The organism is Maridesulfovibrio sp., assembly GCF_963676065.1.
Lineage (GTDB): Bacteria > Desulfobacterota > Desulfovibrionia > Desulfovibrionales > Desulfovibrionaceae > Maridesulfovibrio.
The window spans coordinates 4,028,789-4,052,693 of sequence record NZ_OY780933.1 but is presented as its reverse complement, the minus strand read 5'-3'; the positions used below and the strand labels follow the sequence as shown (position 1 = coordinate 4,052,693).

Here is a 23,905-nt window from a genome sequence, read left to right as displayed (position 1 = left end):
TCAGGAGCGGTGAATTAAGATTATGAAAACCCCGTGGACCTGAGTCTGCGGGGTTTATCCTTTTTTTAGGGAGATAATTGCTATGTCTATCACTTCCACCGGAACGATTACCGCAGTTGCGACTCCTCCGGGAGACGGCGGGGTCGGAATAATCAGGATCAGCGGTGAAAAATCTTTGTCCATCGCCAATGACATTTTTCGCCCGGCCAAGGAATCTTTTTCAGGGTTCAAGCCCTATACAATGCATTACGGAACCATTGTAGATGCAGAATCGGTAGAAATAGATGATGTGCTCGCTGTGTTTATGCCCGGCCCTAATTCTTACACCGGGGAAGATACTGTGGAACTCAATTGCCATGGCGGAAGGGCTATCCTCAGCGCTGTTCTGGGCGAAGTTCTTGCCAAGGGAGCACGCATAGCCAACGCCGGAGAATTCACCTTACGCGCCTTCCTTAATGGACGTATGGATCTCACTCAGGCTGAAGCCGTAGCTGAGATGATTCATGCCCCTTCACGCGGTGCGGCTCAACTTGCGAAGGTAAAACTTTCCGGTGTGTTGGGTGAACGTATCAATGGATTGCGGCTACGGTTGGAAGAACTTCGGGCTCAGCTTTGCGTTGCAGTTGATTTTCCTGAAGACGAGCTGGAGTGCCTGCCGCTTGAACAAATGCATTCCGAAGTGGAAGATGCGGCAAAAAATATTTCTGAAATTCTGTCCGGAGTAGAGCGGACCAAAGCTTGGCGTGAGGGTGGTCTGGCGGTACTTTCCGGTATGGTAAATGCCGGTAAATCCAGTCTGCTTAACGCTCTTTTGGGCCGTAACCGGGCTATAGTGACCGATATTCCCGGTACTACCCGCGATTTTATTGAGGAAACCCTCAATCTCGAAGGCTTGCAGGTTCGGGTTGTAGATACTGCCGGATTGCGCGAAACAGACGATGCCGTGGAACTGGCAGGCTTGGACATGGGCCGAGACCTTGCCTCACAGGCTGATCTTGTGTTGCTGATTATTGACGGTTCCAAGCCATTTACCCTTGATGATGTCGATCCTCAGTTTGCCGATGCGCAGGAGAAATGTCTTGCTGTGATTAACAAATCCGATCTCGAACAGGCTGTTCCGTCTCCTGCTGATACGATGCGTGCTGCCGGATATGATGTTGTTGAAATTTCGGCTAAAAAGGGTCAGGGTATTGAGCGTTTGGCTGAGCTTATCCGTGAGCGTATTCTCAAAGAATCCGGTGAACCGGACCCGGATGAGTTAGTGCCTAATTCCCGTCAGGCCGCAACTTTGAAAAAAGCTCATGCGGAGCTTGATGAACTTCTGACAGATATAAAAATGCAGGTGCCGTACGATCTGCTGGGCGTTAGGCTTGAGTCTGCATGCAGCGCACTTTCCGAGATAACCGGAGAGATTACGCCGCAAGAGGTATTGAATTCAATCTTTGAAAATTTTTGCGTTGGAAAATAAAATGGACAACAGTAAATTTGTAGATCTTAAAGGCGTAACCTGCGGGCTGGTGCCCCTTATCGTTAACCATCTTGATACCACGTCAAATCCTGTGGTTGAATTTCAGATCCGGCTCGGCATTCGTCAGGAAATTCTTAGCGGATTCGGTACCGGCGGAAATTGGAATATTGAAGTCATAGATGATCTTGGCTGTGACCGTCTGCGCTTTACGCGTCGCAAAAGCAGCGCTGAAGATAAACTTAATATCGTCGAATATTAATCTATTTCAGGTCCGATTCCGTATTTTTATACGGAACTTTCCGGGAATACCTTTTTTAAAACGGCTGCGGTTTCCGGACATAATTTCGGGATTGCGGGATTTTCATGCAGTAGTGTTAGGTCGGCAATCGTATCTATATCCTGATGTTCCGGCAGCAGCTTCGGCGTTATGCCTTTTCTTTTTAAACGTGATATTGTCGAAGCAAATACTTTTTTTGTGCTCCATTCCATATTTTTGAAGATGGAATCAGTTAATGATTTTTTTTGAAAACCGATCAGGTAATAGCCCCCGTCACTTGCAGTTCCGATGCAGGCGGGGGTTTCTTTTAGGTAATGTGCGGCTTGCAGGAGATACTCAGGGTCAAGGTCCGGCAGGTCGCTACCGGTCAGGACGCATGAATCGAACCCGCGGACAAATGCAGATCGCAAAGCGTTATACATTCTTTCCCCGAGATCGCTGCCCTGTTGCGGTAAGTAATTGTGTTCGCCCAGCCATTTTCGGTATTCAGCTTCCGTCCTGAAGGGATCATAAGCAATGAGGGGCGCTATTCCTTTGGCTGCAAAGTTATGCAGCATATCGCGGACAAATGCAGAGTATAGTTTCGCTGCTGCATCGTATCCCAATTTTTCTCCGAGCCGCGTCTTAACCATGCCTGCTTCGGGATATTTTACGAATGTTATTACTACGTTGCTCATGGTAACCATCTTAATAATACCATTTGCTTAACGTTTCCGGGCTAATCCCGAGTACATGCAGAATGCGCAGGCATGTGTTTATAAATGCGCAGCGCAGGGGCCCCTTAGCCTGATAACGCCGGGCAGATGTCGTGACGGACTCTTTAAGGACAACGATTTCGAGCTTTTTATTCTTGATTTTACGGAATAGTTCTACGTCTTCCATGAGAGGAATTTCAGGAAAACCACCGACCTCCGCAAAAGTTTTACCGGTAATAAAAACAGCTTGGTCACCGTATGGAACCCGCTCAATTCTGCACCGCAGATCAGCGATACAGGCGATGAATTTCATGGAGCGCGCAGAAGTATCGAAGCCTAGCTTAAAGGCTCCGGCAGAAGCGCAAGGAGCGAGTAAGGCTCGGCGGATAAGGGAATCAGCTGCAGGCGGCAGAGTTGTGTCGGCGTGCAGAAATAGTAGAATATTCCCAGAGGCTTTTTTCGCGCCGTAGTTCATCTGGACCGCTCGCCCGGGAGGTGATGACAAAAGCATCACCCCATCATCTTTCACTGCGGACAGGGTTGAACCGTCAGCAGAACCATCGACGATGATGATTTCGCAATCTTCCCCGCAGCATTCCCGTACATTTTTGATGCAGGCGGTAATTGACCCCGCCTCACCATACACAGGAATGATGACCGATATTTTCAAGCTTGATTGCATGGATAGATAATTATCCTTTTTTTCAAGCCTGATAAAGGGGGAATTAGCCCACGCGTCCGAGTTGATCTTCTTCCAAGCGTGACTGGCAGGACACGCAGAATCTGGTGGTCGGGTTAGCCTTGATTCGGGCGATGGCGATCTCTTCACCACAGTCTTCACAAATGCCGAAATCCCAGTGCTCTACGCGGCCAAGAGTTTCTTCAAGTGCGGTGATAAGTTCGGTCTCGCGTACATGCAGCGCAAGATTGATTTTCTGTTCGCTGATGCGGGACGCGTACTCGTTATCATCAGCACAGCTTTCAACCGCAGTGTCGCGTGACTGGCAACGTTCGACTAGCTCAGTGAGTTTCTCGTTGATGTGTCTTTTAATGCTGGTTCTTTGGGCAGAATTCATAATAAACCTCCGACTTCTTGTGTGGAATTGATTATTAATCCTTTAACTATTGGGCTTATACGTCCGCCTGTCTGGGAAAAAAACACAATCCGGTTACGGAGTAGCTACAATTTTATAACACTATAAAAGTGTCGCAGTAGCAGAGGGTTACAGCACTAAAAATCAGTCTATTTTACTGGTTCTGCCAAAGAGTTCAGTCATTTCACCGAGCTTTTCGCGGATTAGAGGAGTGAGCTGTCCTGGAGTAAGCTTCCAGCCCCAGTTTCCATCAGCTTCACCGGGAATGTTCATACGCGCCTTTCCATCAAGGCTTAGCAGGTCCTGAGCCTGAATGACGCATAGACAACCGACACTGGACATAAGCAAGCGGATAAGCTCCCATGATATTTTGGAATCGTCGATCCAGTTGTGCCCCAGATAGGAAAGCAGGTGTTTGCGGCTGACATCATCCGCATCATCAAGGAACCAGCCCCTGTTGGTGTTGTTGTCATGAGTTCCGGTGTAGACAACGGAATTTCTCTTGTGATTATGCAGGGCATCGCCGCAATAACCAATGTCGTCGCCGAATGAGAATTGGAGGATGTTCATACCCGGCAGATGGAAGCGGTCTTTAAGCCAGATTACATCCGGTGTAATATGTCCAAGGTCTTCAGCAATGACCCGCAGACATCCCATCTCTGCTGTAAGTTTTTCAAATAGTTGATGACCGGGGGCGGGTACCCAGTACCCCTCGATGGCTGTTTCTGCCTCGGCAGGGATCTCCCAATAAGCGGAAAAGCCCCGGAAATGATCAAGCCGGACCCAATGATAGAGTCCGAGATTGTGCTTCATTCGGCTGAGCCACCATCCGAACCCGTCATTTTGAAGCACGTCCCAGTTATAGACCGGATTTCCCCATAGCTGACCGCTTTTACTGAAATAATCGGGCGGAACGCCGGCTACGCAGTATGATTCGCCACGCTCATCCAACTTAAAAATATTACGGTTTGCCCAAACATCGGAACTATCGTGGGTGACATAGATGGGTACGTCCCCGATCAATTCTACTCCGATCTCGTCAAGGTGATCCTTCAGCTTTCCCCACTGGCGGAAGAAAATCCATTGGCAGAATTTTACGTACAGGATTTCCCGGAAAAGTTTCTCTCCCCAGTGACGCATGCCGTCTTCTGTTCTATCGCGGATATCCTCCGGCCAAGTTAGCCAGCTTGCGCCTTTAAAGTGTTTTTTTAGGGCAGCGAATAGAGCGAAATCGTTGACCCAGTGCATGTTGTCCCAGATGAACTGGTTAAAAACATGATCTTCCGGAAGAGTGTTGGCTACTTTTGAAAATGCTTTACGCAGAAGTTTTTCTTTGATTTGTCCGGCTGTTTCAAAGTCAGCTTTTTCTGAATCCGGTTGCGTATTTTGGATAATGTCCTCGTACTCAAGCAGACCGTACTCAACCATTAATTCCGGGCTGATAAGCAAAGGATTGGCCGCAAAGGCGGAAAAACCTGAATATGGGGAATTGCAGAGATCCGGAGACGTGGGGGTTATGGGGAGCACCTGCCAGAATCTTTGCCCGGCCTCGGCCAGAAAATCAGCGAAGTCATAGGCCGCCGGCCCAAGATCGCCTACCCCGAATCGTGATGGCAGTGATGTGAAATGCATAAGAATGCCGCTGGAACGTTTCATCGCTGGAATCTCCTTTTTGCTCTGCAATATACGCTGAAGTCATTGCTTACTTTATCACTATTTTATTGCAGGGCAAGGGGGGATATGTCCAGCGATGCTTTATCTTACCCGAATGAAATCTTAGGAGCTGCTCATATATGTACAAAAAAATAAAGTGCGAATGATTGTCCTGCCATACTGATCGCTCCTTTCCTTGGCAGAATTTCGGGCAGCGGACCAGCCGTTCCGGAAAATTTATTGGCGGCACTGTAGATCTTTTGTGTCCAGACTCCTTGCGGAAGGTGCTCAGCCACATTACATTCCGTAGGATCAGTGTTGAAATTAAAGATTGTTGCAGCGTAGTTGCGGTCACCGGAAGTGGGATTTCTAAGAATGAGAATTACATTCGGTGAAATTTCCTGAACCTGACATCTACTGCGGCAGGGTTCGTTAATGGCGGGATGTTCCTTCCGTATTTCTATCAGTTCACGATAGAGGCGGAGCATAGCCATCCCGTGCTCTGTTCGGATATTCCGCCAGTTAAGACTGCATTTATCCACAGCCGCGTCACTTTCAGATTCATCAAAAAAATAAAACGGTGCGTTCTCGCCATATTCATCACCCATGAAAATAAGCGGCACATACGGAGAAAGCAGGGTGGCCCCGGCACTTAGTTTCGCCGCTTCAAAGCCTGCTTTTTCAATTATACGGCACGAGCTGTCGCGCTCATAATATTCCTCATGACCTTGAGAATAGACGACAAATTTACAGCCCTTGAGCTCTGATCTGTCGCGTCCCTGAAGCCTGAGCAGGTGGCTGGAAATCTCCCCCCGGTAGGCGAAACCGTATTGCATGGCTGAAACCATGCGTTCCGGGTCGGAGTAATCCTTGAAGCGCCCATTTGTATTTCCGGTTATTCTGCTTTGAAGGGCGCAGTAAAAATCGTCATTGTTGAGAGCATCTAGCCCGTAGCCTCCTTGTTCGGGCGGAAGTACAGGGCGTACAGCATTGTGTTTATCACTGTTGATAAGCACGCAGTTCCGGTCGTTGATTTTGGCGAAATGTTTAACGCGCGAAGACAGTTCTTCCAGAAAATGTACCGGGCTCTGATCCAGAATCAGGTCTGCGTCTTTTATGCGTAACCCGTCCACCCGGTAATCCTGCATCCATGAAAGGGCACACTGAATATAAAATTCTCTCACTCCGCAACTGTATCTTTCATCGAAATTGAGGATATGTCCTTTTGAAATGTTGAATTTCTCGCTGAAAAAAGGCGTGTAGGCTGTGGCGAGAAAATTCGGCGGAACAAGATGGCCGAATGATACGTCCATAATCACAGCGATATTGTTCATGTGGCATTGCCTGATAAGTTTTTTCAGTTCATCGGGCTGCCCGTAGCTATTATGCACGGCAAATGGATACACCGTGTCATATCCCCAGCCCCGGGTATTTGAAAATTGGGCTACGGGCATAAGCAGCAGGGTGTTTATCCCAAGTCCTTTGAGGTGGGACAATCTGGAGATGATGCCTTCAAAATTATTTTCCGGGCTGAAGGTGGCTACGTGAATTTCGTATATCATCATTTCACTCATGGGCAGCCCTCTAAAAGAGTCTCCCCTCCAGTCAAAAGAATGGTGATCTACGATTGCGGACATGCCTCTTAGTCCTGAAGGCTGCCACTGGGAGGCAAGGTCGGGAACGGCGGGTCCTTCATCAAGGATGAAGGAATAAATATCACCATGGTGGATTTTCTCGAGGGTGATTTCATGAACACCGTATTTTCCCGGAGTCATTTTTTCTACATAACCACCCATGTTTCCAGTTTTTATTTTAACCTCATGGGCCTGTGGAGCAAAAATTTTAAAAGAGCATTTGCCGTCTTCGTGAAGCCGTGCTCCAAAGTGTTCGTTGTTCATAAGTTCGCTCGCAATAAAAAAATTGTTTTAAGCTAAAAAATAATATATAATTAAGTCACCAGTCGGCTCATCTTTTGCATGTGATTGAGTACTTGCATCTCGTAACAGCATCAGGAGGCAGACCATGAGTTATCGTGAATACAGCGAAGCGTCTGAGGAGCGGGGTAAGATCGCCCAAGTCATGGCTGGAGAAAACGCAACACTCCATGAACTGGATTTTCAGGATGTGGCAATTTCCACCAACGCCGTGCGAACCCTGAAGAAAGCTGCCGTCGCCGTGATGCAAAGGTTCATGCCCGGCAGCCGCCCCGATAAACTGACTAATTCACAAGCTATAGCCTTTTTTATAGATCGTGTGTTTTGGGATCAGGATACTAAGGGGTTAATCTTGTGCGCTGATGTCGCTGACCGTAGCTTCTGCATCCCGATCCCAAGGGAGCATTGGCATATGAAAGCAGATCTTGGCACTATCCAGTAGTCGTTTTTTTAAAGGTTTACAAGTTTATTATAAAGGCAGACAGCTTGTTGTCTGCCTTTATATTTTGTGTAGGATATAGATTTTCTTGTTTAAAGGAAAGAGCAAAGATTGAAAATGTAAAACACATGTCACTACAGAGTAACACATGTGAGTGGCTACCTGACTATTGTTGATAAATAAAAATTAATAGCAGGGAGCTCACGATGGTCAGTGAAACATGTTCTGATTTGTTCTGTTTAAAATCTCCGTTTGAAGATCCTGTCAGAGGGGCTTTGTTTTCTCTGGTGGAAAAGCCTTTGTCTCATCTTTTGTGTCTGCCCCGGCTTAATTCTTTGTATAGCCGGGTGCACGACGAGGCGCATTGGGTTGAAAAAGATCATGATGATTTTATTGGCAAGGCTCTGAATTTACTTGGTGTTAATGTCTCGCTGGATCAGCGGGAATTGAAGAGCATACCGAAAAGCGGACCTTCAGTAGTGGTTGCCAATCATCCTTTCGGCGTAGTGGAAGGGCTGATTCTGATGCAGATGCTTAAAATGGTGCGGCCGGATGTCAAAATTATGGCAAATTTTATGCTCGGTCTGATTCCGGAAATGAAAGAACACCTGATCTCCGTTGATCCTTTCGGTCGTAAAAAATCACATCTTGGCAATATTTCGGGATTGAAGGAGGCCGTCAAATGGGTCCGTTCCGGGGGCATGTTAGCTGTATTTCCCGCCGGGGAAGTCGCCAGCCTTAATATAAAGGGGGCCAAGGTTGAAGACCCGGTCTGGAGTCCCACCGTCGGTGGTATCATCAAACGTACCGGTGCCAGTGCTACCCCGGTTTTTTTTCATGGCCGCAATAGTTTTCTTTTTCAGGCTGCGGGTATGATTCATCCCGGATTGCGCACCGCCTTGCTGCCTCGTGAGAATCTGAAGAAAAAAACAGGACTCGTGGAATTTGCCGTGGGTAACACAGTCAGCGGTGAGCGGTTGGCTTCTCTTGAAAGCAAGAGGGATATTGTGGAGTATTTGCGTTTTCGCACTTACTGCCTGCGGTCACGGTTCAATAAGCGAAGAGGAGCTTTGCCCGCTTTAAAGAAAAAGGAACAACCAATAGGAGAACGGGCTGCCCGGCACAGGATCGTGACGGAACTGACGATGCTCGGTCCGCAATCCGTTCTGGTAGAGAACAATGAATTTTCCGTACACGAGGTCCATGCCGCTGATTGCCCTTTTATCCTTCATGAAATAGGGCGCTTGCGTGAAAAAACTTTCCGTCAGGTAGGTGAGGGGACCGGGCGGTCAGTGGATGTGGACAGTTTTGATAATACTTTTATCCATCTGGTGCTCTGGCATAAGGAAAAAAAAGAGATCGCCGGAGCATACCGAATAGCCCGTGCCGATGAACAATTGAAGCGGTTCGGCCTGAAAGGGATCTACAGCCATTCCTTTTTTCGTTTTGATCCTCAATTTTTTGATAAGGTCAGTCCGGCTCTTGAGTTGGGCAGGTCTTTTATCCGGCCAAGTTTCCAGAAAAACTATTATTCATTGATGATGCTCTGGAAAGGTATCGCCTCGTATCTGGCCCGCAATCCGCAGTACAGATATCTATTTGGGTGCGTAAGTATATCAAATGATTATGCGACTATCTCGCGAGAATTTATGGCTGATTCCCTCATGACATACAGTGGCCGGGCGGACCTTGCGAAATTGATATCGCCGGCTCGTCCGTTGAAATTCAAAAAGCTGAAGTCCTGGAAGAAAACCTTGCCCGGCGTCTCTTTCACCGATCATTCTGATCTGGAGAAGGTGGTACAGGATATTGAAGGCGGCGGAGGTATTCCGGTCCTGCTGCGTCATTATCTGAAGATCGGCGGTAGGCTGGTCGGGTTTAACATTGACCCGGAATTCAATAATGTCCTTGACGGGTTAATAGTTGTTGATCTGCTGGAAACTTCCAAGCGCAGCCTGTTCAAGTTTATGGGTAAAGAGCAAGGCAGGGAGTTTCTTGAGTATCATCGTAAACATGCGGTGGATGCTGACCCCTCATCCATCACTTCGCGTGCTTCTTAGGCCGCTGGATGTATCGTTTTTGAAATCGATAAGGCCATAATATTTCGAAAAATATTATGGCCTTTGTTTTATGAAAATTTTAGTGCGAAACGCTGCAACTAAAATAGACTGGATGGGGCTGCGGAAGGTTCTTAGATAATTTCTGTAAGTGCGGCGCAGAAATTATCAATGTCATCATCTGTTGTTGACCATGATGTCATCCAGCGAACCTCGCCGCTTTGCTCATCCCATACGTAGAACGGAAATCTTTCCTGTAATTTTTCCACTGCATGCGCGGGGATTATGGCAAAGACACCGTTTGCTTCTACAGGGCGGGTGATTTTCACTCCCTCGATGGCTCCTGCTTTTTCAGCGAGTTTACGGGCCTGCGTGTTGGAGTGGGCGGCGTTACGCTTCCATAGTTCGTTAGTGAGCAGTGCTTTGAATTGGGCACCCACGTAGCGCATTTTGGAAATGAGCTGCATGCTCTGCTTGCGCAGGTACTCAAAATTTTCCCCGGCCTCCGGGGTTATGAATACAGCGGCTTCGGCGCACATGCAGCCGTTTTTTGTCCCGCCGAAAGAAAGAACGTCAACACCGCAATCCACAGTCATTTCTTTAAAGGAGGCCCCAAGTGCCGCAGCGGCATTGGCGATTCTGGCACCGTCCATGTGGACATAGAGTCCTTTGCTGTGGGCAAAATCGCAGATGCTTTTGATCTCATCAACACTGTACAGGGTTCCCAGTTCGGTGTTCTGGGTGATTGAGATTACCGCCGGCTGGGCGCGGTGAACATCCGCTTCGGAAGGAACCAGCGGCTTGATGGTCTCAACTGTTATTTTTCCGTTTACGGTTTCGGCAAGCATGAGCTTGATGCCCATATTCTCAGGGGCTCCGCATTCATCTACGTTGATATGCGCGTCTTCAGAGCAGATGACGCTGTTCCAGCTTTTGCAGAGATGACGCAGGATCAGGGTATTGGTTGCGGTTCCGGTGGTCAGGAAAAATATTTGGGCCTGTTTGCCGAAAATATCCCTGAAGAGTTCTACTGCATCTGCGGAAACGGGGTCGGCTCCGTAGGAGGACATGTGGTCCTCGTTGGCATCCATGATGGCTTTCATTATTTCGGGATGTACCCCGGAGTAGTTATCGCTGGCAAATGATCGCATGGGAAATATCCTCATCAAATAAGGACAGCATTCCCATTTAGGGAATGCTGTCCGGTTTGTAATTGGAAATGGCGGGAAAGCCGAGTTTAATCGAGATTGGGCAGAATATACGGAGAAGTGAATTTACTTATCAATCCGGTCATAATGCCGTATCCTTCCGCTGTGGGATGGACTCCGTCGCTTTCTTTGAGGGCCTTAATGTAAGCGGGATCATCCCGCAGGGGTGAATTAATATCCAGACAGGGAATGTCAAGGTTCTCACATATTCTGATCAATTCTGCAGATATTTTTTTTGTCCGCTCATCCTTTTCGGAATCGATCATGGGCGGCGGGGTAACACATAAGGTCGCATAGTTTTCTTTTGCCGTACGCAGTATGTTTCCGGCACTTGCTTTACTCTTTTCAAGGGCGATATCTTTTACCGCATCCGGAGCCCCGATGCAGAATATCAGCAGTGTGGGGATGCCCGGAAGGACGCGACATGCGACTTCAGATTCCCAGCGTGCTTCGACGTGATCGGTTGATGAGGCTCTGACCCCGAGATTGTAAGCGGTTAATTTTGCGCCTTGCGGGTCCAGCTGTTTGCAGATTCTTCCGGGCCAGCTCAGTCTTTCAGCGTCGTTTACTCCTGATGTTAGTGAGTCCCCGATGAATAGCACTTGCATTTTCATATTCCTTTTAAAGTGTTATAAATTGTTCCTGACTTTATGTTATTTTTAAAAAAATAAAAGAATCATATAGTTAACTCTTGTAAACTTTATGCTGATGATTATATGAAGCGCTGTTCCAAAAAGAAAGTGTAATTTATATTCAATTTGGATATCAGCCGGTTCAGGCGGAAATATATCAAGGATCGGCGGGAAAAAAATAAAATATGAGCAATGAAATAGTAATAAATTTTAAGGACGTAAGTTTCGGATACGGACGGCACGCGGTTTTAGATAAAGTCAGTTTTGAAATCTTTGCTGGCGATTATCTGGCGGTGATCGGTCCCAACGGTGGCGGCAAAACAACCCTCTTAAAATTGCTTCTGGGGCTTATCGAGCCACAGCAGGGGAGCGTTGAAATTATGGGTATGCCTCCGGGCAGACTTGGTGGACGTATCGGTTATCTGCCCCAGTATACGACGGTTTCAAATAGTTTTCCTATTTCCGTGCGGGATGCCGTGCTTATGGGCAAGGTCGCTCCCGGATTAAAGGGAGTGTTCGGTCTTAATTTCGGAAAAAGGTCCGGTGATGATGTGGAAAAGGCCCTTGAGAGGGTCGGAATGCTTAAGCACATTAACCGTAAAATTTCAGATCTATCGGGCGGACAGCGTCAGCGTGTTTTTGTCGCCCGGGCAATAGTTGACGAACCGAGTCTGCTGCTGCTTGATGAACCCGCTGCCAGCGTTGATCAGGCCGGGAAGAGTGGGCTTTACTGCCTGCTGAAGGAGCTGAACGCGGAAATGAGCATTGTCATGGTCAGCCATGATATTTCTGTGCTCGGGCATGGTGTGAAATCCGTGGCCTGCGTAAACCGCAAGGTTCACCTGCATGACCAGCCTAAGCTTACACATGAACTGTTAAGCGAAGCCTACGGCGAAACCATCAAAGGAACCTGTCCCATCGAACTGGTCACTCACGGCGAGTTGCCGCACCGTGTGTTGGGGTTCCATCCTGAATCCGATGACAGCGAAGGAGACTGGAATGCTTGAGATGCTCAGTTATGAATTCATGCAGAACGCCCTCATCGCCGGATTGCTTGCGTCGATTATCTGCGGGATTATCGGTGCTCTGGTGGTGGTCAACAGAGTTGTGCTGCTGGCCGGCGGGGTGGCTCATGCCTCTTACGGAGGAGTAGGTTTAGCCTTTTTTCTCGGCCTGCCCATGCTTCCGGTGACAACAGGATTCGCGGTCTGCGCGGCCTTGCTCATGGCGCTGGTGACCATGAAGGTTAAAGAACGGGCGGACACATTTATCGGTGTTATGTGGGCGGCGGGAATGGCTTTGGGAATTATCCTGCTCGATTTAACCCCCGGCTACAACGTGGACCTGATGAGCTATCTTTTCGGAGGAATCTTAGCCACGCCCAAGTCTGATCTTATTCTCATGAGCGGTCTGGCGGCCATTGTGCTGATAGTGGTCTTCACTTGTTATAAAGGATTCTGGGCGATGTCCTTTGATGAAGAGTTTGCCCGGTCTAGAGGAGTTCCGGTAACGCTGCTTTATTTTATCATGCTTGCGTTGATTGCGCTCAGCGTGGTTATGGTTATCCGCGTTGTCGGATTGATTCTGGTGATCGCGCTCTTAACCATTCCGCCCCAGATAGCCGAGAGCAGGACCTCATCATTATTTTCCATGATGATTCTTTCCGCAGTTCTGAGCATGATATTTTGTGTCAGCGGTTTGCTGCTGTCCTACCAGCTGAATCTTTCCTCAGGTGCAACCATTATCGCGGTGAGTGTAGCGGGATTCGCCTTGTCGGCTGTTTTCGGAAAGTTTAGTAAAGCCTAAGCCGTTTAAACTCTCCCGGATTTATGTTCAATGGCCCATAGTGCGAGGTTGAGTATATTCCAGACAAAATTCTTATGCTTCCGGCGGCCTGAGACATGTTCGGCAATGCGGTTGTTCAGTGCAGCCATATCAAAGAACTGCTTAAGGAACGGGGTAGCCTGATTAATGGCATCCAGTGTGAAATCTGCGGAATCTCCGCTCGTCCACTTGGCAACCGGCATGGAGAAGCCCTGCTTGCGGCGATAGAGGATATCCTTTGGAAGATATCTTTCGGCCAGTTTTTTCAGCAGGTATTTTGATTCTCCGCCTTTAATTTTAAGGTCCGGCGGCAGAGTTGCCATGTAATCGAAAAGTTCATGGTCCAGAAGTGGGGAACGCACTTCAAGACTGTGGGCCATGGAAGCTATATCCACTTTGACCAGCAGGGCATCGGAGAGAAAATGGACCGTATCCATCCAGAGGAGCCGTTCCGAGGGATTACGGGCGTGAATACAGGCCTGTCTGGAAAGTTCATACAGCCAGCGGAAGGTTGATTGTCCAAGCCTTTCTCTTATATCCTCGCGATAAACATCGTTTTTATAGCGTGCTACCTTGAATTCATTACGTAGGATACGTTTGAATTCAGGGTGGAATTTGCAGATCATCTTGCGGCGCAGTTTTCCAAATGCGGAGTTACTGTTGAATGCACCGGCGATGTTTTTTTCCGGCAGTGTTTCCTTCCCGATCAGAGGGGCGAGCGTTGATGCCAATTTTACGTGGGTGTAAGCGGAATATCCGCAGGCCAGCTCATCTCCTCCATCTCCGCTTAATGCTACTGTGACGTGCTTGCGGGTGGCCTCGCTGAGCAGCATGGTTGCCAGTGCCGCGTCATCGGAAAACGGTTCACCGTATTGACGGACAACCGCTGGAAGCATGTTTTCAAAGCGGGCCGGGTCCAGATATTCCACATGATGATTCACACCAAGATGTTTGGCCACCTTCGCCGCATGACCTGATTCATCATATTTTTTTTCGTGGAATCCGATGGTGAAAGTATCAATTGACTTGCTGCCGCACTCGGCCATTAAGGCCACAACAAGGCTTGAATCAACCCCGCCGGAGAGCAGAGCCCCTAGCGGAACATCGCTCTCCAGCCTGATTCTGGTGGCTTCCATCAGCCGGGAATGCAGGGAATCGAGCACCTCGGTTTCGGAGCATCTTATTTTTCGGGTGAAATCAAGGGACCAGTAGCGTTGTATGCTTAGACCGCTGGCATTCACTACGCCGTAGTGAGCTGCCGGTAGCTTGCGGATGGCGGAATAGATGGAAAATGGTGCCGGAACACAGCCTGTGCTCATAAACAGGTCCAGGGCCTGCACGTCGATATCTTTTGAAATATCGGGATGGGCGGAAAGGGCGCGGATTTCGGATGCGAAAATGAATCCGTTTGCTGTGCGGGCGTAGAAAAAAGGTTTTTTCCCCAACCTGTCGCGGGCAATGAACAATTGTTGTTTTGATTTATCCCAGATGGCGAAGGAGAACATGCCGCGCAGCATGGGAACGCACTTCTCGCCGTATTCCCCGTACAGTTTGAGCAGAACTTCGGTATCCCCGGAGGATATGAAAGTGTGTCCGTTGCTGATCAGTTTTTCGCGCAGGAATTTGAAATTGTATATTTCCCCGTTAAAAACAATGATGTTACCCGTGCGTGGGTCCGTCATAGGCTGGTTGCCGTGTTCGGAAAGGTCAAGGATAGAGAGTCGGGCGTGGCCCAGCGCAATACCTTCTTCTGTATGGATGTGCTGAAAGTCCGGTCCTCGATGGGTAAGGAGATCGAGAATAGGTTTAATACTTCCGGGCTGTCTTCCGGGTTGGAAATATCCTGCAATGCCACACATGCTTTTATACCGCCGGGTCGAAGGTTGTAATTTCAGTTTATGAGCTGGTTACACATAGTTTTCAGCCCGGTCAAGAATGTTGAATTCTGGTGTTTCAGACTTTCTCCCAAGCGAAAGAAAGGCGGCCTCCCGTGAAGGGGAAGCCGCCTTGATAATTACTTTTCCATATGCCTTAGGACTGCATGTTTCGGATCAGTTCCTTAATATTTGCGGCAAGTTTTGCCACTTCGGAAATGGCCATGGCAGACTGAACCGTGGTTTCAGCTGACTCAGCCGAAATGACGTTGATCTCGTCAGTTGCCCGGCTGATCTGCTCGCTTGATGCTGATTGCTGCTCTGCTGCGGCTGCGATGCCTTCAATCTGGTCAGCGGAAGCTTCGACCATGCGTACGATTTCATCCAGAGCGTCACCGGATTTGGATGCAAGGTCCGTTGACTGAACTATGGATTCCACCGCGTTTTCAGATACACGTATGTTTGTTTTGGTGCTCTCCTGAATGGAGCCGATAGCTTCGCCAACTTCTTTAGTGGCATCCATGGTCTTCTCAGCCAGCTTACGTACTTCGTCGGCAACTACCGCGAAACCTCGTCCTGCTTCTCCTGCCCGGGCGGCCTCAATTGCTGCGTTAAGGGCCAGTAAGTTGGTCTGATCCGCAATATCGGTGATCACATTCATGACTTTACCGATGGAATCAGTACGAACTCCCAGTTCTTCCATGCTTGTTTTGAGCTCTTCAGAATTCTGCTCAAGCTCTTTAATGGCGATTACGACCTGCTCGACAAGTTCTTGACCTTCAATAGCCTTATCTTTGGTTGCACGGGCGTTTTCAGATGCCTCGCCTGCGTTGCGGGCGACCTCCATTACGGTGCTGTTCATCTGGTCCATTGCGGTGGCTGTTTCACTGACCCGCTGCTGCTGTATCTCCGCACCACGGCGGGATTCATCCACCTGTGCAGAGAGCTCATCTGCGGCAGAGGCGAGCTGATCTGAAATCTCATCAGCTTCCCGTGCGGTTTCGGCAATTGTGTCACGCTGGGCGGTTATAGCTTTTTCGTTCTCTTTGATTGCGGTTATGTCGTTCATAATCATAAACGCGCCGATCATTTTTTTATCTAGGTCATGCAGGGGAGCTACGTCCATGATTGCGTAGAAGTCCTTGCCTTTAGCTGTGGTTCCGCTGATTTCAATGTCCGAGAAATTGCTTCCTTGTTTAATGCAATTTTCAATTGTTTCCGACACAATAGGTATGTTGCACAGATGTTGGACCTGCTTGCCAATGTAATCCTCAGGCTCTCCGCTGAGATCGAACATGTTGAGCTGGTGATGGTTGGTATATGATGTGTTTCCGTCAAGGTCCACGACCACGCAGGGCAGGGTTAGACCACTGAGCAGACCGCTGGAGAATCCCAGCTTGTTCTTAAGCTCAAAGACCATGTGCTTGACTGAGTCAATGGTTTTACCGATTACATCATCAGCTTCATATTCAAGTTCGGAATCGTAATTACCTTCCGAAACTTCGGCGGTGAAGTTTGAGAGTTGCTGCAGGGGAGTTGTGGTCTTACGGATCATGAACAGCAGAACAATTGCTGCTATGGAGAGTGCTACAACCGCTATTATCACGTTGGTGATGAACATTTCCCTGTCAACACCATGGGCCATGTCAGCCTCATTCATTGTAAAGACGAAGGACCAGTTCCAAGGTTTGTAGTAGGTTACATAGGCTGCTTTTTCTACACCGTTGTGCGTATAGTGGATTCTTCCTTCTTTTATTTTGGATAAGGATTCCCAGAAGGGTTCGTTTTTAATGTTTTCTCCACTGAGGGTAGGATGAAGCATCACATCGCCTTTTTTGTTGAAAATGGCTGCATAACCCTTGCCGCCCACGTGTGAAGCCATTACGGATCTTTTGAAAGCTTCAGTCATGATTTTGCGTCCGACATAGATGACGCTGACGATATTTCCGCGCAGGTCCTTCATTGGTTTGTATGCGGTGATATACCAAGTGTTTACAACGTAAGCCATGCCATAAAATGTTTTTCCGGACATGACAGCTTTGTACACTGGACTGGAATCTGGAATATATGTTCCTGTGGCCCGTTGCCCGTCCAGTTTTTTTACGTTGGTGGAGACACGCAGCAGCTTGCCGGGGAGCACCTCAAAAATCGTGGCGGTTCCACCTATTTTCTTTTGGAGATCGTCAACAATGGCATTTTTACCATTAACTGCAAGGCCCCCGAACTCCAGACTTGGAATAGTAACGGATTCACTTTCGTGGGTGACCTGATTGGTGATGGTGGTCTTTAAAAGGTGGCGTTTGTTTAATTTCGGAAACCCCAGTGAGAAGATTTGTTTGTCCAGAATGTCGATGTCTGCTTTTACTTTATCCACCAGGATATCGTTCTGCATGTCCATGAGCGAGCTGACGCTGTGAGCAATGGATTCCATGGAAGTTTGACCTAGATGGTTCAGCGCTCCCTGCACCTTATACAGGTTGATCCCGGTCATGAATACGATTGTAGCCAGAACGATCAACACCGCTCCGAGCATAAGTTTGGTTTGAAATGCCAACTTCTTTAACATGGTCTCTCCTGATCCGAAGTTAAATACTTACGCCTGTTCCTGCGTGAAATCTTCCCCCATCTCCCACATGATCCGGCTTTTGAAATATTATTAAGAACTGCGGATTGATGCAGCCCTTCAGGCTCTGATTAGTTCGGCATAAATTCAACGTGTACCTTCCCTTGAGAATTTTGCTAAAATTCGAACCACCGCGTTTTCCACCTCATGTTCAACGCGGGATACCCCCGGTGCGGCCTTAGCATAGTACACAACAACGCTGTCCCCCTGTGATATTCGCCTCCAGAATGATTGTTCTACAGTTGCGGTCCTTTCCCGTGGCAGACCGGAAGGATCAATAAAGCGATACCTAATGGTTTGACTGTTTTTGTCTCCTTTTTTGAAATTATATTCGCCTATTCGGCTGTTTTTTTCAATAACTATACCTATAGCCTTATTTTCACCAAAGGCTCTTATCCTTTCCAGTCTGATTTCCTGGTAGGGGATAAAGAAATAACCGACAATGACAAACAGTGCTGCACTAAGCGCTATTTTGTTTTTTATGCCGACTATAGGTGCTGTTTTAGAAAATAACATAGCCGATGCTATCATTTGATATCATGGTGGGCAAGGTTCAGATTATACCCGTATAGAAGGACGTAACAGAGCGGACTGGCAGGATATGTTGCTAATTTTTTGTCAGGTCCATTTTTAGGCCAAGGGCGATGAAAACCACGCCTGATAGGACTTCCAGCCGTTTTTTGAATTTACTTCCGGACACTAGGTGACGGATTCTGCCTAATGCGAGAGTGACAAAGCTGAACCAGATTATCCCCATACTGAAATGTATGGTCATGAGCAGCAATGACTGGCGTAGAATGGATTCTCCCGGAGAAATGAACTGTGGAAGAAGTGCGAGATAGAAGACTGCAACTTTGGGGTTGAGCACGTTGGTCAGGAAGCCTTCGCGGATAGAGGCCGCGATGCCTTTACTGCAACGTCCGGAAGGTATTTCAGTTTCTTCCTGTTTACGGCTGTTGCGTAAGGATTGTATGCCTAGAAAAATAATGTAGAAGGCTCCGGCCATTTTGACCATTTCAAAAGCTGTGGCCGAATTCATAAGAATCATGGACAGGCCGAGGGCCGACGCAAGGGCATGGATAAGCAGCCCTGCGTTGATGCCGGCCACAGTGCATAAGCCGTCCGCAGTGGACCTTGTCAGCGTATTATTGACCACAAGCATGGTGTCCGAGCCGGGGGTGATGGTCAGAATTGCCGCTACGGGGATAAAGGCCAGAGTCAGCGAGTTCATTATAACTCCTCAGATCATTCCGAATTTACTAAGCTCCATCTGTATTTTTTCAGCGGTGATGGGCTTGGTTATGTACGAAATGGCTTCACACTGGAAAAAAGCGCGCGAAGCCTTGGTGCTATCGTCAAGAGCTGTAGTCATGATCGCTTTGATCTTTTTTTCTTCCGGAATGCGTTTTTCGTTTTCAAGGGCCCTTATTTTTTCAAGGGTCTGCAAGCCGTCCATACCGGGCAGAATTATATCCATAAAAATAAGCTCGCAGGGGACACCTTTCAGCCATTTTCGCTGAACTTTTTTCAGTGCTTCTTCGCCACTGGCAGCACTCTCGATATTGGCATCAAGATTTTGCGTTATGTCCTTTAGAACTTCTTCCAGATACATTCTGCTGGTATTACTGTCTTCGACTATAAGTATCTGCATACGGCACTCGTTTTCTGTGATTAAATTTATTCCACGTTCAGGTAAGGCTCCAGTTCGCCTACTGCTTCAAACAGGAAATGGTCTATAAGATGGCAGAACAGGTGACCAACTGCTATGTGTACTTCCTGAATTATGGCGGTGTCTTTACTGGGGACGCTGATGATATGGTCGCAAATGGGCAGCATTTCACCCGCACTGATTCCGGTCATCCCTACAGTAACCATGCCTTTGCGTTTGGCTTCTTTCAGGGCGCTGATAACATTGGGACTTGAACCGGAAGTGCTGATACCGACCAGTACGTCGCCGGCTTGTCCAAGAGCCTGAACCTGTTTTTCAAATACCATTTCATAAGAATAGTCATTGCCGATTGCGGTAAGAATGGAAGAATCCGTGGTTAAGGCAATGCCGGGCAGAGGCGGGCGTTCCAGTTTGAATCTGTTGACCAGTTCCGCTGCCAGATGCTGGCAGTCGGCAGCACTGCCGCCGTTTCCGCAGAAAAGAATTTTGGAGCCGAGAGCGAGACGTACTGCCAATGCTCTGGAAACATTGACAACCAGCTGGGAATACTGTTCAAAAAAAGACTCGCGGACCTCAAGTCCGTCACGGGCATGATCAAGTACTTTTTGCAGTGCTGTCTGGGACATTTTTTTTCCTTCTGTTTGCAATTCATTATGAACAAGTTGTGAAATTCGTTTATAGGAAATAATTCCGGGTGGCAACATGCTCACCCATCTTGCAAAGTTGTAGGATGATCACTATAACATGTTTTTTTTATTCTGCATTTAAATAATGGAGTCCTTCAGTTGCGAAAAATAATATTTGTATTGATGTTTTTTATCACCACTTTGTCCGGATGTTCACTGACGGGCAAAGTCCCGGGAGTTTCCGAGCTGGATATCATGGCAGGTCAGATGGTCATGGTCGGGTTCAGGGGGATAGAGCTGAATGCTGATAATCCTGTGGTTAGTGATATCCGCGACGCCCGTATCGGCGGGGTGGTTCTCTTCAGTAAAGATTGCGCCCTGAACAGCACTATCCGCAATATTACCGGACCGGAGCAATTGAAAAAACTGACTTCCGACCTGCAAAGCTACGCGGAAACACCCTTGTTCGTGGCTGTTGATCAGGAGGGGGGGATTATTAAGAGGCTTACCGGTGAAATGGGCTTTCCCGAAACGCCGTCTGCGGCCGAACTTGGTAACAGCGGCGATCTCCAGATGGCTTACCGGGCCGGTAGGACAACCGGGAGCATGTTGAAGTCAATGGGTTTCAATATGGATTTTGCCCCGGTGGTGGATGTGAACCGCAACGCGGCAAATCCCGTAATTGCGGCATTGCAGCGAAGTTTTTCCGATGATCCCCGTCAAGTGGCCCGTTTCGGAGGAGTTTTTATAGACGGGCTTCATTCAGAAGGAATCCTTTCCTGCCTGAAGCATTTCCCCGGACACGGCAGCTCCAGAGGAGATTCTCATCTTGGATTTACAGATGTCACCGATTCGTGGTCTGAGAGTGAACTTTATCCGTTCAGCAGTTTAATCAGTGACGGGAAGGCGGATATGGTTATGACCGCGCATATTTTCAATTCCCGTCTGGACCGCAATTACCCGGCAACCCTCTCGCGTAAAGTTATCCATGGGCTGCTGCGTCGTAAAATGGGATTTAAGGGAATTATAGTCACCGATGATATGCAGATGAAAGCTGTCAGTGGTGAATACGGATTCAAAGAAGGAATATACCGTGCTGTCAAAGCCGGAGCTGATATATTACTTTTCGGCAATAATCTTATTTTTGAACCGAATCTGGGTACAAAAGCCGTTGCTGCATTGAAGCAGCTTGTGCGTGAAGGTAAGCTCACTGAGAGCAGAATCAGGCAGTCCTATGATCGAATCATGCACTATAAAAAACGTAATATAAATTAAGCGCTAATATCTCAGACAGTTGCTTTGTTTAAAAAAATAGGCCCTGAAAAACCGGCAGTGGATTTTCAGGGCTGTCTTTATTTCTACAAAGCCGGGAGCTGAATGATAAAAGTAGTTCCCCTGCCGGTGGACGAATCCACCTGAAATTTGCCTTTATGGTTCTGCGTGATAATGAAATAAGATACGGAAAGTCCCAGACCTGTTCCTATGCCCGGTTCCTTAGTAGTGAAAAAAGGTTCAAAGACTCTTTTGCGGACCGCCTCGTCCATACCCGGACCATTGTCGGAAACTATGCATGTTACCATTTTTTGGTCATTACGGATTATGATTGATATTTCAGGGTCTTCCTCCATCGCTTCCCAATCATTCATGGCTTGTGCTGAGTTACGGAGCAAATTTAGTAAAACCTGTTCTATTTCAGTGGAAGTACAGGGGACCATTTTAAGATTCTTATCGTAATCAGTCGTTATGGATATTTTTTTGAAATCGTACCCTTTTTGAGGATTGTAATCCTGAGCTGCAAGGGTGCAAGCCTTATCCATAATTTTCCGTAAATCTCCGGGAGCCTTCTGGGAATCACTTTTACGACTGAATTCCAGCATGCCGGAGACTATGTTTGCGGCCCGTACTCCTGAATCCGTGATGCCGTTCAGGGTTTTGATTATTTTGCGATCTTCCATATAATTTATGATGGAATCAATTGAGCAGCCTGCTTTCTCAGCAGCCTTGAGATTGGCCGGTAGTTCGGGAGAAATCCTGCGGACGATATTCTGTATCCCCTGCAGAATGCCGCCTAACGGGTTATTTATCTCGTGTGCCATGCCTGCGGCCAGACCGCCGATGGATATCATCTTTTCAGTCTGGATTATCATTTCGTCAATGCGGACCCGTTCTGTGACATCATCAATACGTATCACCGCGCCCTTCATGCCGTCGGTCAGAGGGTAGATTATAATGTCCTGATAGCTGTTCGGGGCCGTTTGGCCCTGTGTGCGTATGCTTTTCTCCGGAACTCCGGTTTCAATGGCTTTTGTGATGTTGTATGCGAATTTCCCCAGCGAAGGGAATGCAAGTTCTACTTCCATCCCTTCGATTTTACTGCTGTTAATTACCGCCATCCGTTGAGCTGCAGTGTTGAAATGAGTAACCCGGTAATCACTATCCAGTCCTATTATTACCGAGGGCATGGAATCAATAATGTTGCGGATATAATTTCTTGTATTCTGGAGCTGGGTCTCCATTATTTTACGTTTGGTAATGTCCGTGCCGACGCAGAGAATTTCAGTCAGCTCGCCATTTTCATTAAATATAGGGCTGTTGGTCCAGTATACCCATACGTATTTGCCGTCCTTGCATACATTCTGATTGGTGTTGACAGGAAAATTGCCGGGTTTGCTGGTAAGGTCGCTGATCAGTTGCTCCAGATCTGATTCCCCCTTACCCGTTTTGGGAATGATGGTTCCGATAACACTTTTGCCGACCATTTCCTCTTTAGAAAAACCAAAGAAGAGCTGTGCATATTCATTAAAGAAGGTGCAGGTTCCCTTGCGGTCAAGCCTCAGAATTATACTCCGGGCGGAATGCACCAAGTCATGATACTCCTGCCTTGATCTGCTCAGTTGCAGGGAATGAGATGTGATTTCATCAAGTAACTTGAGTATTCTTCCTGAAAAAAAGGCTGTGGCATTGATGTAGTCTCTGTTTTCAGTGAAATACATTTTTCCGGCTTCCGCATCCCAATCCACTTCACGGAGTCTTTTGGCAGTGTCTTCAATAGCGGAAAAATCGGTAAGATTATCATCCGGTGACGCGGAAACTTTTTTTAACAGATCATTGATTCTGATAAAGTCCTGTTCGTTTTTGCCCAAATCCCAGGTCAGGAAAGCTGATCTTTTAATCAGTATGCCCATACAGCTAGTGGTAAAGAGGATAAGCAGCAGACCAGCATAAAATTCCGTTGAAATATTTTTGCCCACGGTCAGCGAAAAACCGCCGAATTTATTTACATCAATCTGAGCTGAAGAAAAAATGAAGAAATCGGAAAAATGCAGTCTTCCAATGCTAAAATAATTTAGGATATGGTTGTGTTCGGATTCATAAACAATGTTACCATTTCTGTCCCTTATCAGCAGTTCCGTGTCCTGTGGCGAAACCGGTAAAAGACTTCCGGGAGGGACTTTTGCTATGGCGAAACTGTGGTCCAGCCTTTGGATGAGGAATGTCTGGTCATGGCCTTTGTCCGGCTGGCACATGATTATTGATTGTCCGGGCTTGAAATCTTTTACTTCACGGAAAAATGATGAATCAGCTATAGATTTTATTTCAAGCGGGAATGGTCTGCTATTAACCACTTCCCCCTCAGGAGTGACTCTGAGAATGGACATGCCATGGTCGAAGGTGGCTCTTGATGTGACTATTGTTTCCAGAAAATCTATGCGATCTATCAGATATTTTGACCAGATGGAGGCCTTGCTGTCTACTTCATCTGAAACATACCAAAAAAAGAGCACAGTGGAACACAGGGAACTTATTATAAATATGGTCAGGAACAAACATA

At 47.6% G+C, this 23,905-nt stretch carries 21 protein-coding genes; 7 read left to right on the top strand and 14 right to left on the bottom strand.

What is annotated here, in order from left to right:
• Nucleotides 1-88 precede the first annotated feature (88 nt).
• Both mnmE and ACKU35_RS18290 read left to right on the top strand, forming a co-directional pair.
• Nucleotides 89-1,468, top strand: a complete 1,380-nt coding sequence (gene mnmE, locus ACKU35_RS18295; RefSeq protein ID WP_407944213.1) for a tRNA uridine-5-carboxymethylaminomethyl(34) synthesis GTPase MnmE — start codon at nt 89-91, stop codon at nt 1,466-1,468.
• A 1-nt stretch (nt 1,469) separates the two neighbouring features.
• Complete coding sequence (locus ACKU35_RS18290; protein WP_319761580.1) at nt 1,470-1,727, top strand: hypothetical protein; 258 nt, start codon at nt 1,470-1,472, stop codon at nt 1,725-1,727.
• Between the two features lie 26 nt (nt 1,728-1,753).
• On the opposite strand, the gene ACKU35_RS18285 is transcribed toward ACKU35_RS18290, so the two are convergent.
• The 5 genes from ACKU35_RS18285 to ACKU35_RS18265 form a co-directional block, all read right to left on the bottom strand.
• The gene (locus ACKU35_RS18285; RefSeq protein ID WP_319761579.1) at nt 1,754-2,422 is read right to left on the bottom strand and encodes a TIGR04282 family arsenosugar biosynthesis glycosyltransferase; all 669 of its coding nucleotides are present in this window, start codon (nt 2,420-2,422) and stop codon (nt 1,754-1,756) included.
• 10 nt (nt 2,423-2,432) lie between these two features.
• Nucleotides 2,433-3,122 carry a TIGR04283 family arsenosugar biosynthesis glycosyltransferase gene (locus ACKU35_RS18280; RefSeq protein ID WP_319761577.1) on the bottom strand — a complete coding sequence of 230 codons (690 nt, stop codon included), beginning with the start codon at nt 3,120-3,122 and terminating at the stop codon, nt 2,433-2,435.
• Nucleotides 3,123-3,165: 43 nt separating this feature from the next.
• Nucleotides 3,166-3,516, bottom strand: coding sequence for a TraR/DksA family transcriptional regulator (locus tag ACKU35_RS18275; RefSeq protein ID WP_319761575.1), 351 nt, complete (start codon nt 3,514-3,516; stop codon nt 3,166-3,168).
• Nucleotides 3,517-3,678: 162 nt separating this feature from the next.
• Entirely contained in the window at nt 3,679-5,190 is a 1,512-nt protein-coding gene (gene malQ / locus ACKU35_RS18270; protein ID WP_319761573.1) for a 4-alpha-glucanotransferase, read from the bottom strand.
• 131 nt (nt 5,191-5,321) lie between these two features.
• Nucleotides 5,322-7,085, bottom strand: coding sequence for an alpha-amylase family glycosyl hydrolase (locus ACKU35_RS18265; RefSeq protein ID WP_319761571.1), 1,764 nt, complete (start codon nt 7,083-7,085; stop codon nt 5,322-5,324).
• A gap of 124 nt (nt 7,086-7,209) precedes the next feature.
• Between ACKU35_RS18265 and ACKU35_RS18260 the strand changes: the two genes are divergently transcribed.
• Both ACKU35_RS18260 and ACKU35_RS18255 read left to right on the top strand, forming a co-directional pair.
• On the top strand, nt 7,210-7,563 hold the full coding sequence (locus tag ACKU35_RS18260) for a hypothetical protein (protein WP_319761569.1): 354 nt from the start codon (nt 7,210-7,212) through the stop codon (nt 7,561-7,563).
• Nucleotides 7,564-7,766: 203 nt separating this feature from the next.
• Nucleotides 7,767-9,620 (top strand): GNAT family N-acyltransferase, encoded by a 1,854-nt coding sequence (locus tag ACKU35_RS18255; protein ID WP_319761567.1) that lies wholly within the window; start codon nt 7,767-7,769, stop codon nt 9,618-9,620.
• Between the two features lie 131 nt (nt 9,621-9,751).
• On the opposite strand, the gene ACKU35_RS18250 is transcribed toward ACKU35_RS18255, so the two are convergent.
• Together ACKU35_RS18250 and ACKU35_RS18245 are read right to left on the bottom strand one after the other, a co-directional pair.
• On the bottom strand, nt 9,752-10,768 hold the full coding sequence (locus ACKU35_RS18250) for a beta-eliminating lyase-related protein (RefSeq protein ID WP_319761565.1): 1,017 nt from the start codon (nt 10,766-10,768) through the stop codon (nt 9,752-9,754).
• 86 nt (nt 10,769-10,854) lie between these two features.
• The gene (locus ACKU35_RS18245) at nt 10,855-11,433 is read right to left on the bottom strand and encodes a GDSL-type esterase/lipase family protein (protein ID WP_319761563.1); all 579 of its coding nucleotides are present in this window, start codon (nt 11,431-11,433) and stop codon (nt 10,855-10,857) included.
• 209 nt (nt 11,434-11,642) lie between these two features.
• On the opposite strand from ACKU35_RS18245, the gene ACKU35_RS18240 reads away from it, so the two are divergent.
• Complete coding sequence (locus ACKU35_RS18240) at nt 11,643-12,464, top strand: ATP-binding cassette domain-containing protein (RefSeq protein WP_319761561.1); 822 nt, start codon at nt 11,643-11,645, stop codon at nt 12,462-12,464.
• Nucleotides 12,457-13,263: an iron chelate uptake ABC transporter family permease subunit gene (locus ACKU35_RS18235; protein ID WP_319761558.1), complete on the top strand. Its 807-nt coding sequence runs from the start codon at nt 12,457-12,459 to the stop codon at nt 13,261-13,263. The genes ACKU35_RS18240 and ACKU35_RS18235 overlap by 8 nt, the downstream gene beginning before the upstream one ends.
• 5 nt (nt 13,264-13,268) lie before the next feature.
• Here the strand turns inward: ACKU35_RS18235 and asnB are convergent, their stop codons facing one another.
• From asnB to ACKU35_RS18205, 6 genes are all read right to left on the bottom strand, one after another.
• Nucleotides 13,269-15,140, bottom strand: a complete 1,872-nt coding sequence (gene asnB / locus ACKU35_RS18230) for an asparagine synthase (glutamine-hydrolyzing) (RefSeq protein WP_319761557.1) — start codon at nt 15,138-15,140, stop codon at nt 13,269-13,271.
• Nucleotides 15,141-15,312: 172 nt separating this feature from the next.
• On the bottom strand, nt 15,313-17,721 hold the full coding sequence (locus tag ACKU35_RS18225) for a Cache 3/Cache 2 fusion domain-containing protein (protein ID WP_319761555.1): 2,409 nt from the start codon (nt 17,719-17,721) through the stop codon (nt 15,313-15,315).
• 144 nt (nt 17,722-17,865) lie between these two features.
• Entirely contained in the window at nt 17,866-18,294 is a 429-nt protein-coding gene (locus ACKU35_RS18220) for a hypothetical protein (RefSeq protein ID WP_319761553.1), read from the bottom strand.
• A 91-nt stretch (nt 18,295-18,385) separates the two neighbouring features.
• Entirely contained in the window at nt 18,386-19,009 is a 624-nt protein-coding gene (locus ACKU35_RS18215; RefSeq protein ID WP_319761551.1) for a LysE family translocator, read from the bottom strand.
• 9 nt (nt 19,010-19,018) lie between these two features.
• Nucleotides 19,019-19,429 carry a response regulator gene (locus ACKU35_RS18210; protein ID WP_319761549.1) on the bottom strand — a complete coding sequence of 137 codons (411 nt, stop codon included), beginning with the start codon at nt 19,427-19,429 and terminating at the stop codon, nt 19,019-19,021.
• Between the two features lie 26 nt (nt 19,430-19,455).
• Nucleotides 19,456-20,073: a D-sedoheptulose 7-phosphate isomerase gene (locus ACKU35_RS18205; protein ID WP_319761547.1), complete on the bottom strand. Its 618-nt coding sequence runs from the start codon at nt 20,071-20,073 to the stop codon at nt 19,456-19,458.
• A 159-nt stretch (nt 20,074-20,232) separates the two neighbouring features.
• On the opposite strand from ACKU35_RS18205, the gene ACKU35_RS18200 reads away from it, so the two are divergent.
• Entirely contained in the window at nt 20,233-21,348 is a 1,116-nt protein-coding gene (locus tag ACKU35_RS18200) for a glycoside hydrolase family 3 protein (RefSeq protein ID WP_319761545.1), read from the top strand.
• Nucleotides 21,349-21,431: 83 nt separating this feature from the next.
• Here the strand turns inward: ACKU35_RS18200 and ACKU35_RS18195 are convergent, their stop codons facing one another.
• Nucleotides 21,432-23,858, bottom strand: a complete 2,427-nt coding sequence (locus ACKU35_RS18195; RefSeq protein ID WP_319761543.1) for a PAS domain S-box protein — start codon at nt 23,856-23,858, stop codon at nt 21,432-21,434.
• Between the last annotated feature and the right edge of the window lie 47 nt (nt 23,859-23,905).

Coding starts and splice junctions, on each gene's coding strand:
- ACKU35_RS18275 (WP_319761575.1), bottom strand. CDS start 3,516: ATGAATTCTGCCCAAAGAACCAGCATTAAAAGACACATCAACGAGAAA.
- ACKU35_RS18240 (WP_319761561.1), top strand. CDS start 11,643: ATGAGCAATGAAATAGTAATAAATTTTAAGGACGTAAGTTTCGGATAC.
- ACKU35_RS18265 (WP_319761571.1), bottom strand. CDS start 7,085: ATGAACAACGAACACTTTGGAGCACGGCTTCACGAAGACGGCAAATGC.
- malQ (WP_319761573.1), bottom strand. CDS start 5,190: ATGAAACGTTCCAGCGGCATTCTTATGCATTTCACATCACTGCCATCA.
- ACKU35_RS18250 (WP_319761565.1), bottom strand. CDS start 10,768: ATGCGATCATTTGCCAGCGATAACTACTCCGGGGTACATCCCGAAATA.
- ACKU35_RS18245 (WP_319761563.1), bottom strand. CDS start 11,433: ATGCAAGTGCTATTCATCGGGGACTCACTAACATCAGGAGTAAACGAC.
- ACKU35_RS18235 (WP_319761558.1), top strand. CDS start 12,457: ATGCTTGAGATGCTCAGTTATGAATTCATGCAGAACGCCCTCATCGCC.
- ACKU35_RS18220 (WP_319761553.1), bottom strand. CDS start 18,294: ATGTTATTTTCTAAAACAGCACCTATAGTCGGCATAAAAAACAAAATA.
- ACKU35_RS18260 (WP_319761569.1), top strand. CDS start 7,210: ATGAGTTATCGTGAATACAGCGAAGCGTCTGAGGAGCGGGGTAAGATC.
- ACKU35_RS18210 (WP_319761549.1), bottom strand. CDS start 19,429: ATGCAGATACTTATAGTCGAAGACAGTAATACCAGCAGAATGTATCTG.
- ACKU35_RS18215 (WP_319761551.1), bottom strand. CDS start 19,009: ATGAACTCGCTGACTCTGGCCTTTATCCCCGTAGCGGCAATTCTGACC.
- ACKU35_RS18205 (WP_319761547.1), bottom strand. CDS start 20,073: ATGTCCCAGACAGCACTGCAAAAAGTACTTGATCATGCCCGTGACGGA.
- ACKU35_RS18285 (WP_319761579.1), bottom strand. CDS start 2,422: ATGAGCAACGTAGTAATAACATTCGTAAAATATCCCGAAGCAGGCATG.
- ACKU35_RS18225 (WP_319761555.1), bottom strand. CDS start 17,721: ATGTTAAAGAAGTTGGCATTTCAAACCAAACTTATGCTCGGAGCGGTG.
- asnB (WP_319761557.1), bottom strand. CDS start 15,140: ATGTGTGGCATTGCAGGATATTTCCAACCCGGAAGACAGCCCGGAAGT.
- ACKU35_RS18290 (WP_319761580.1), top strand. CDS start 1,470: ATGGACAACAGTAAATTTGTAGATCTTAAAGGCGTAACCTGCGGGCTG.
- ACKU35_RS18280 (WP_319761577.1), bottom strand. CDS start 3,122: ATGCAATCAAGCTTGAAAATATCGGTCATCATTCCTGTGTATGGTGAG.
- ACKU35_RS18255 (WP_319761567.1), top strand. CDS start 7,767: ATGGTCAGTGAAACATGTTCTGATTTGTTCTGTTTAAAATCTCCGTTT.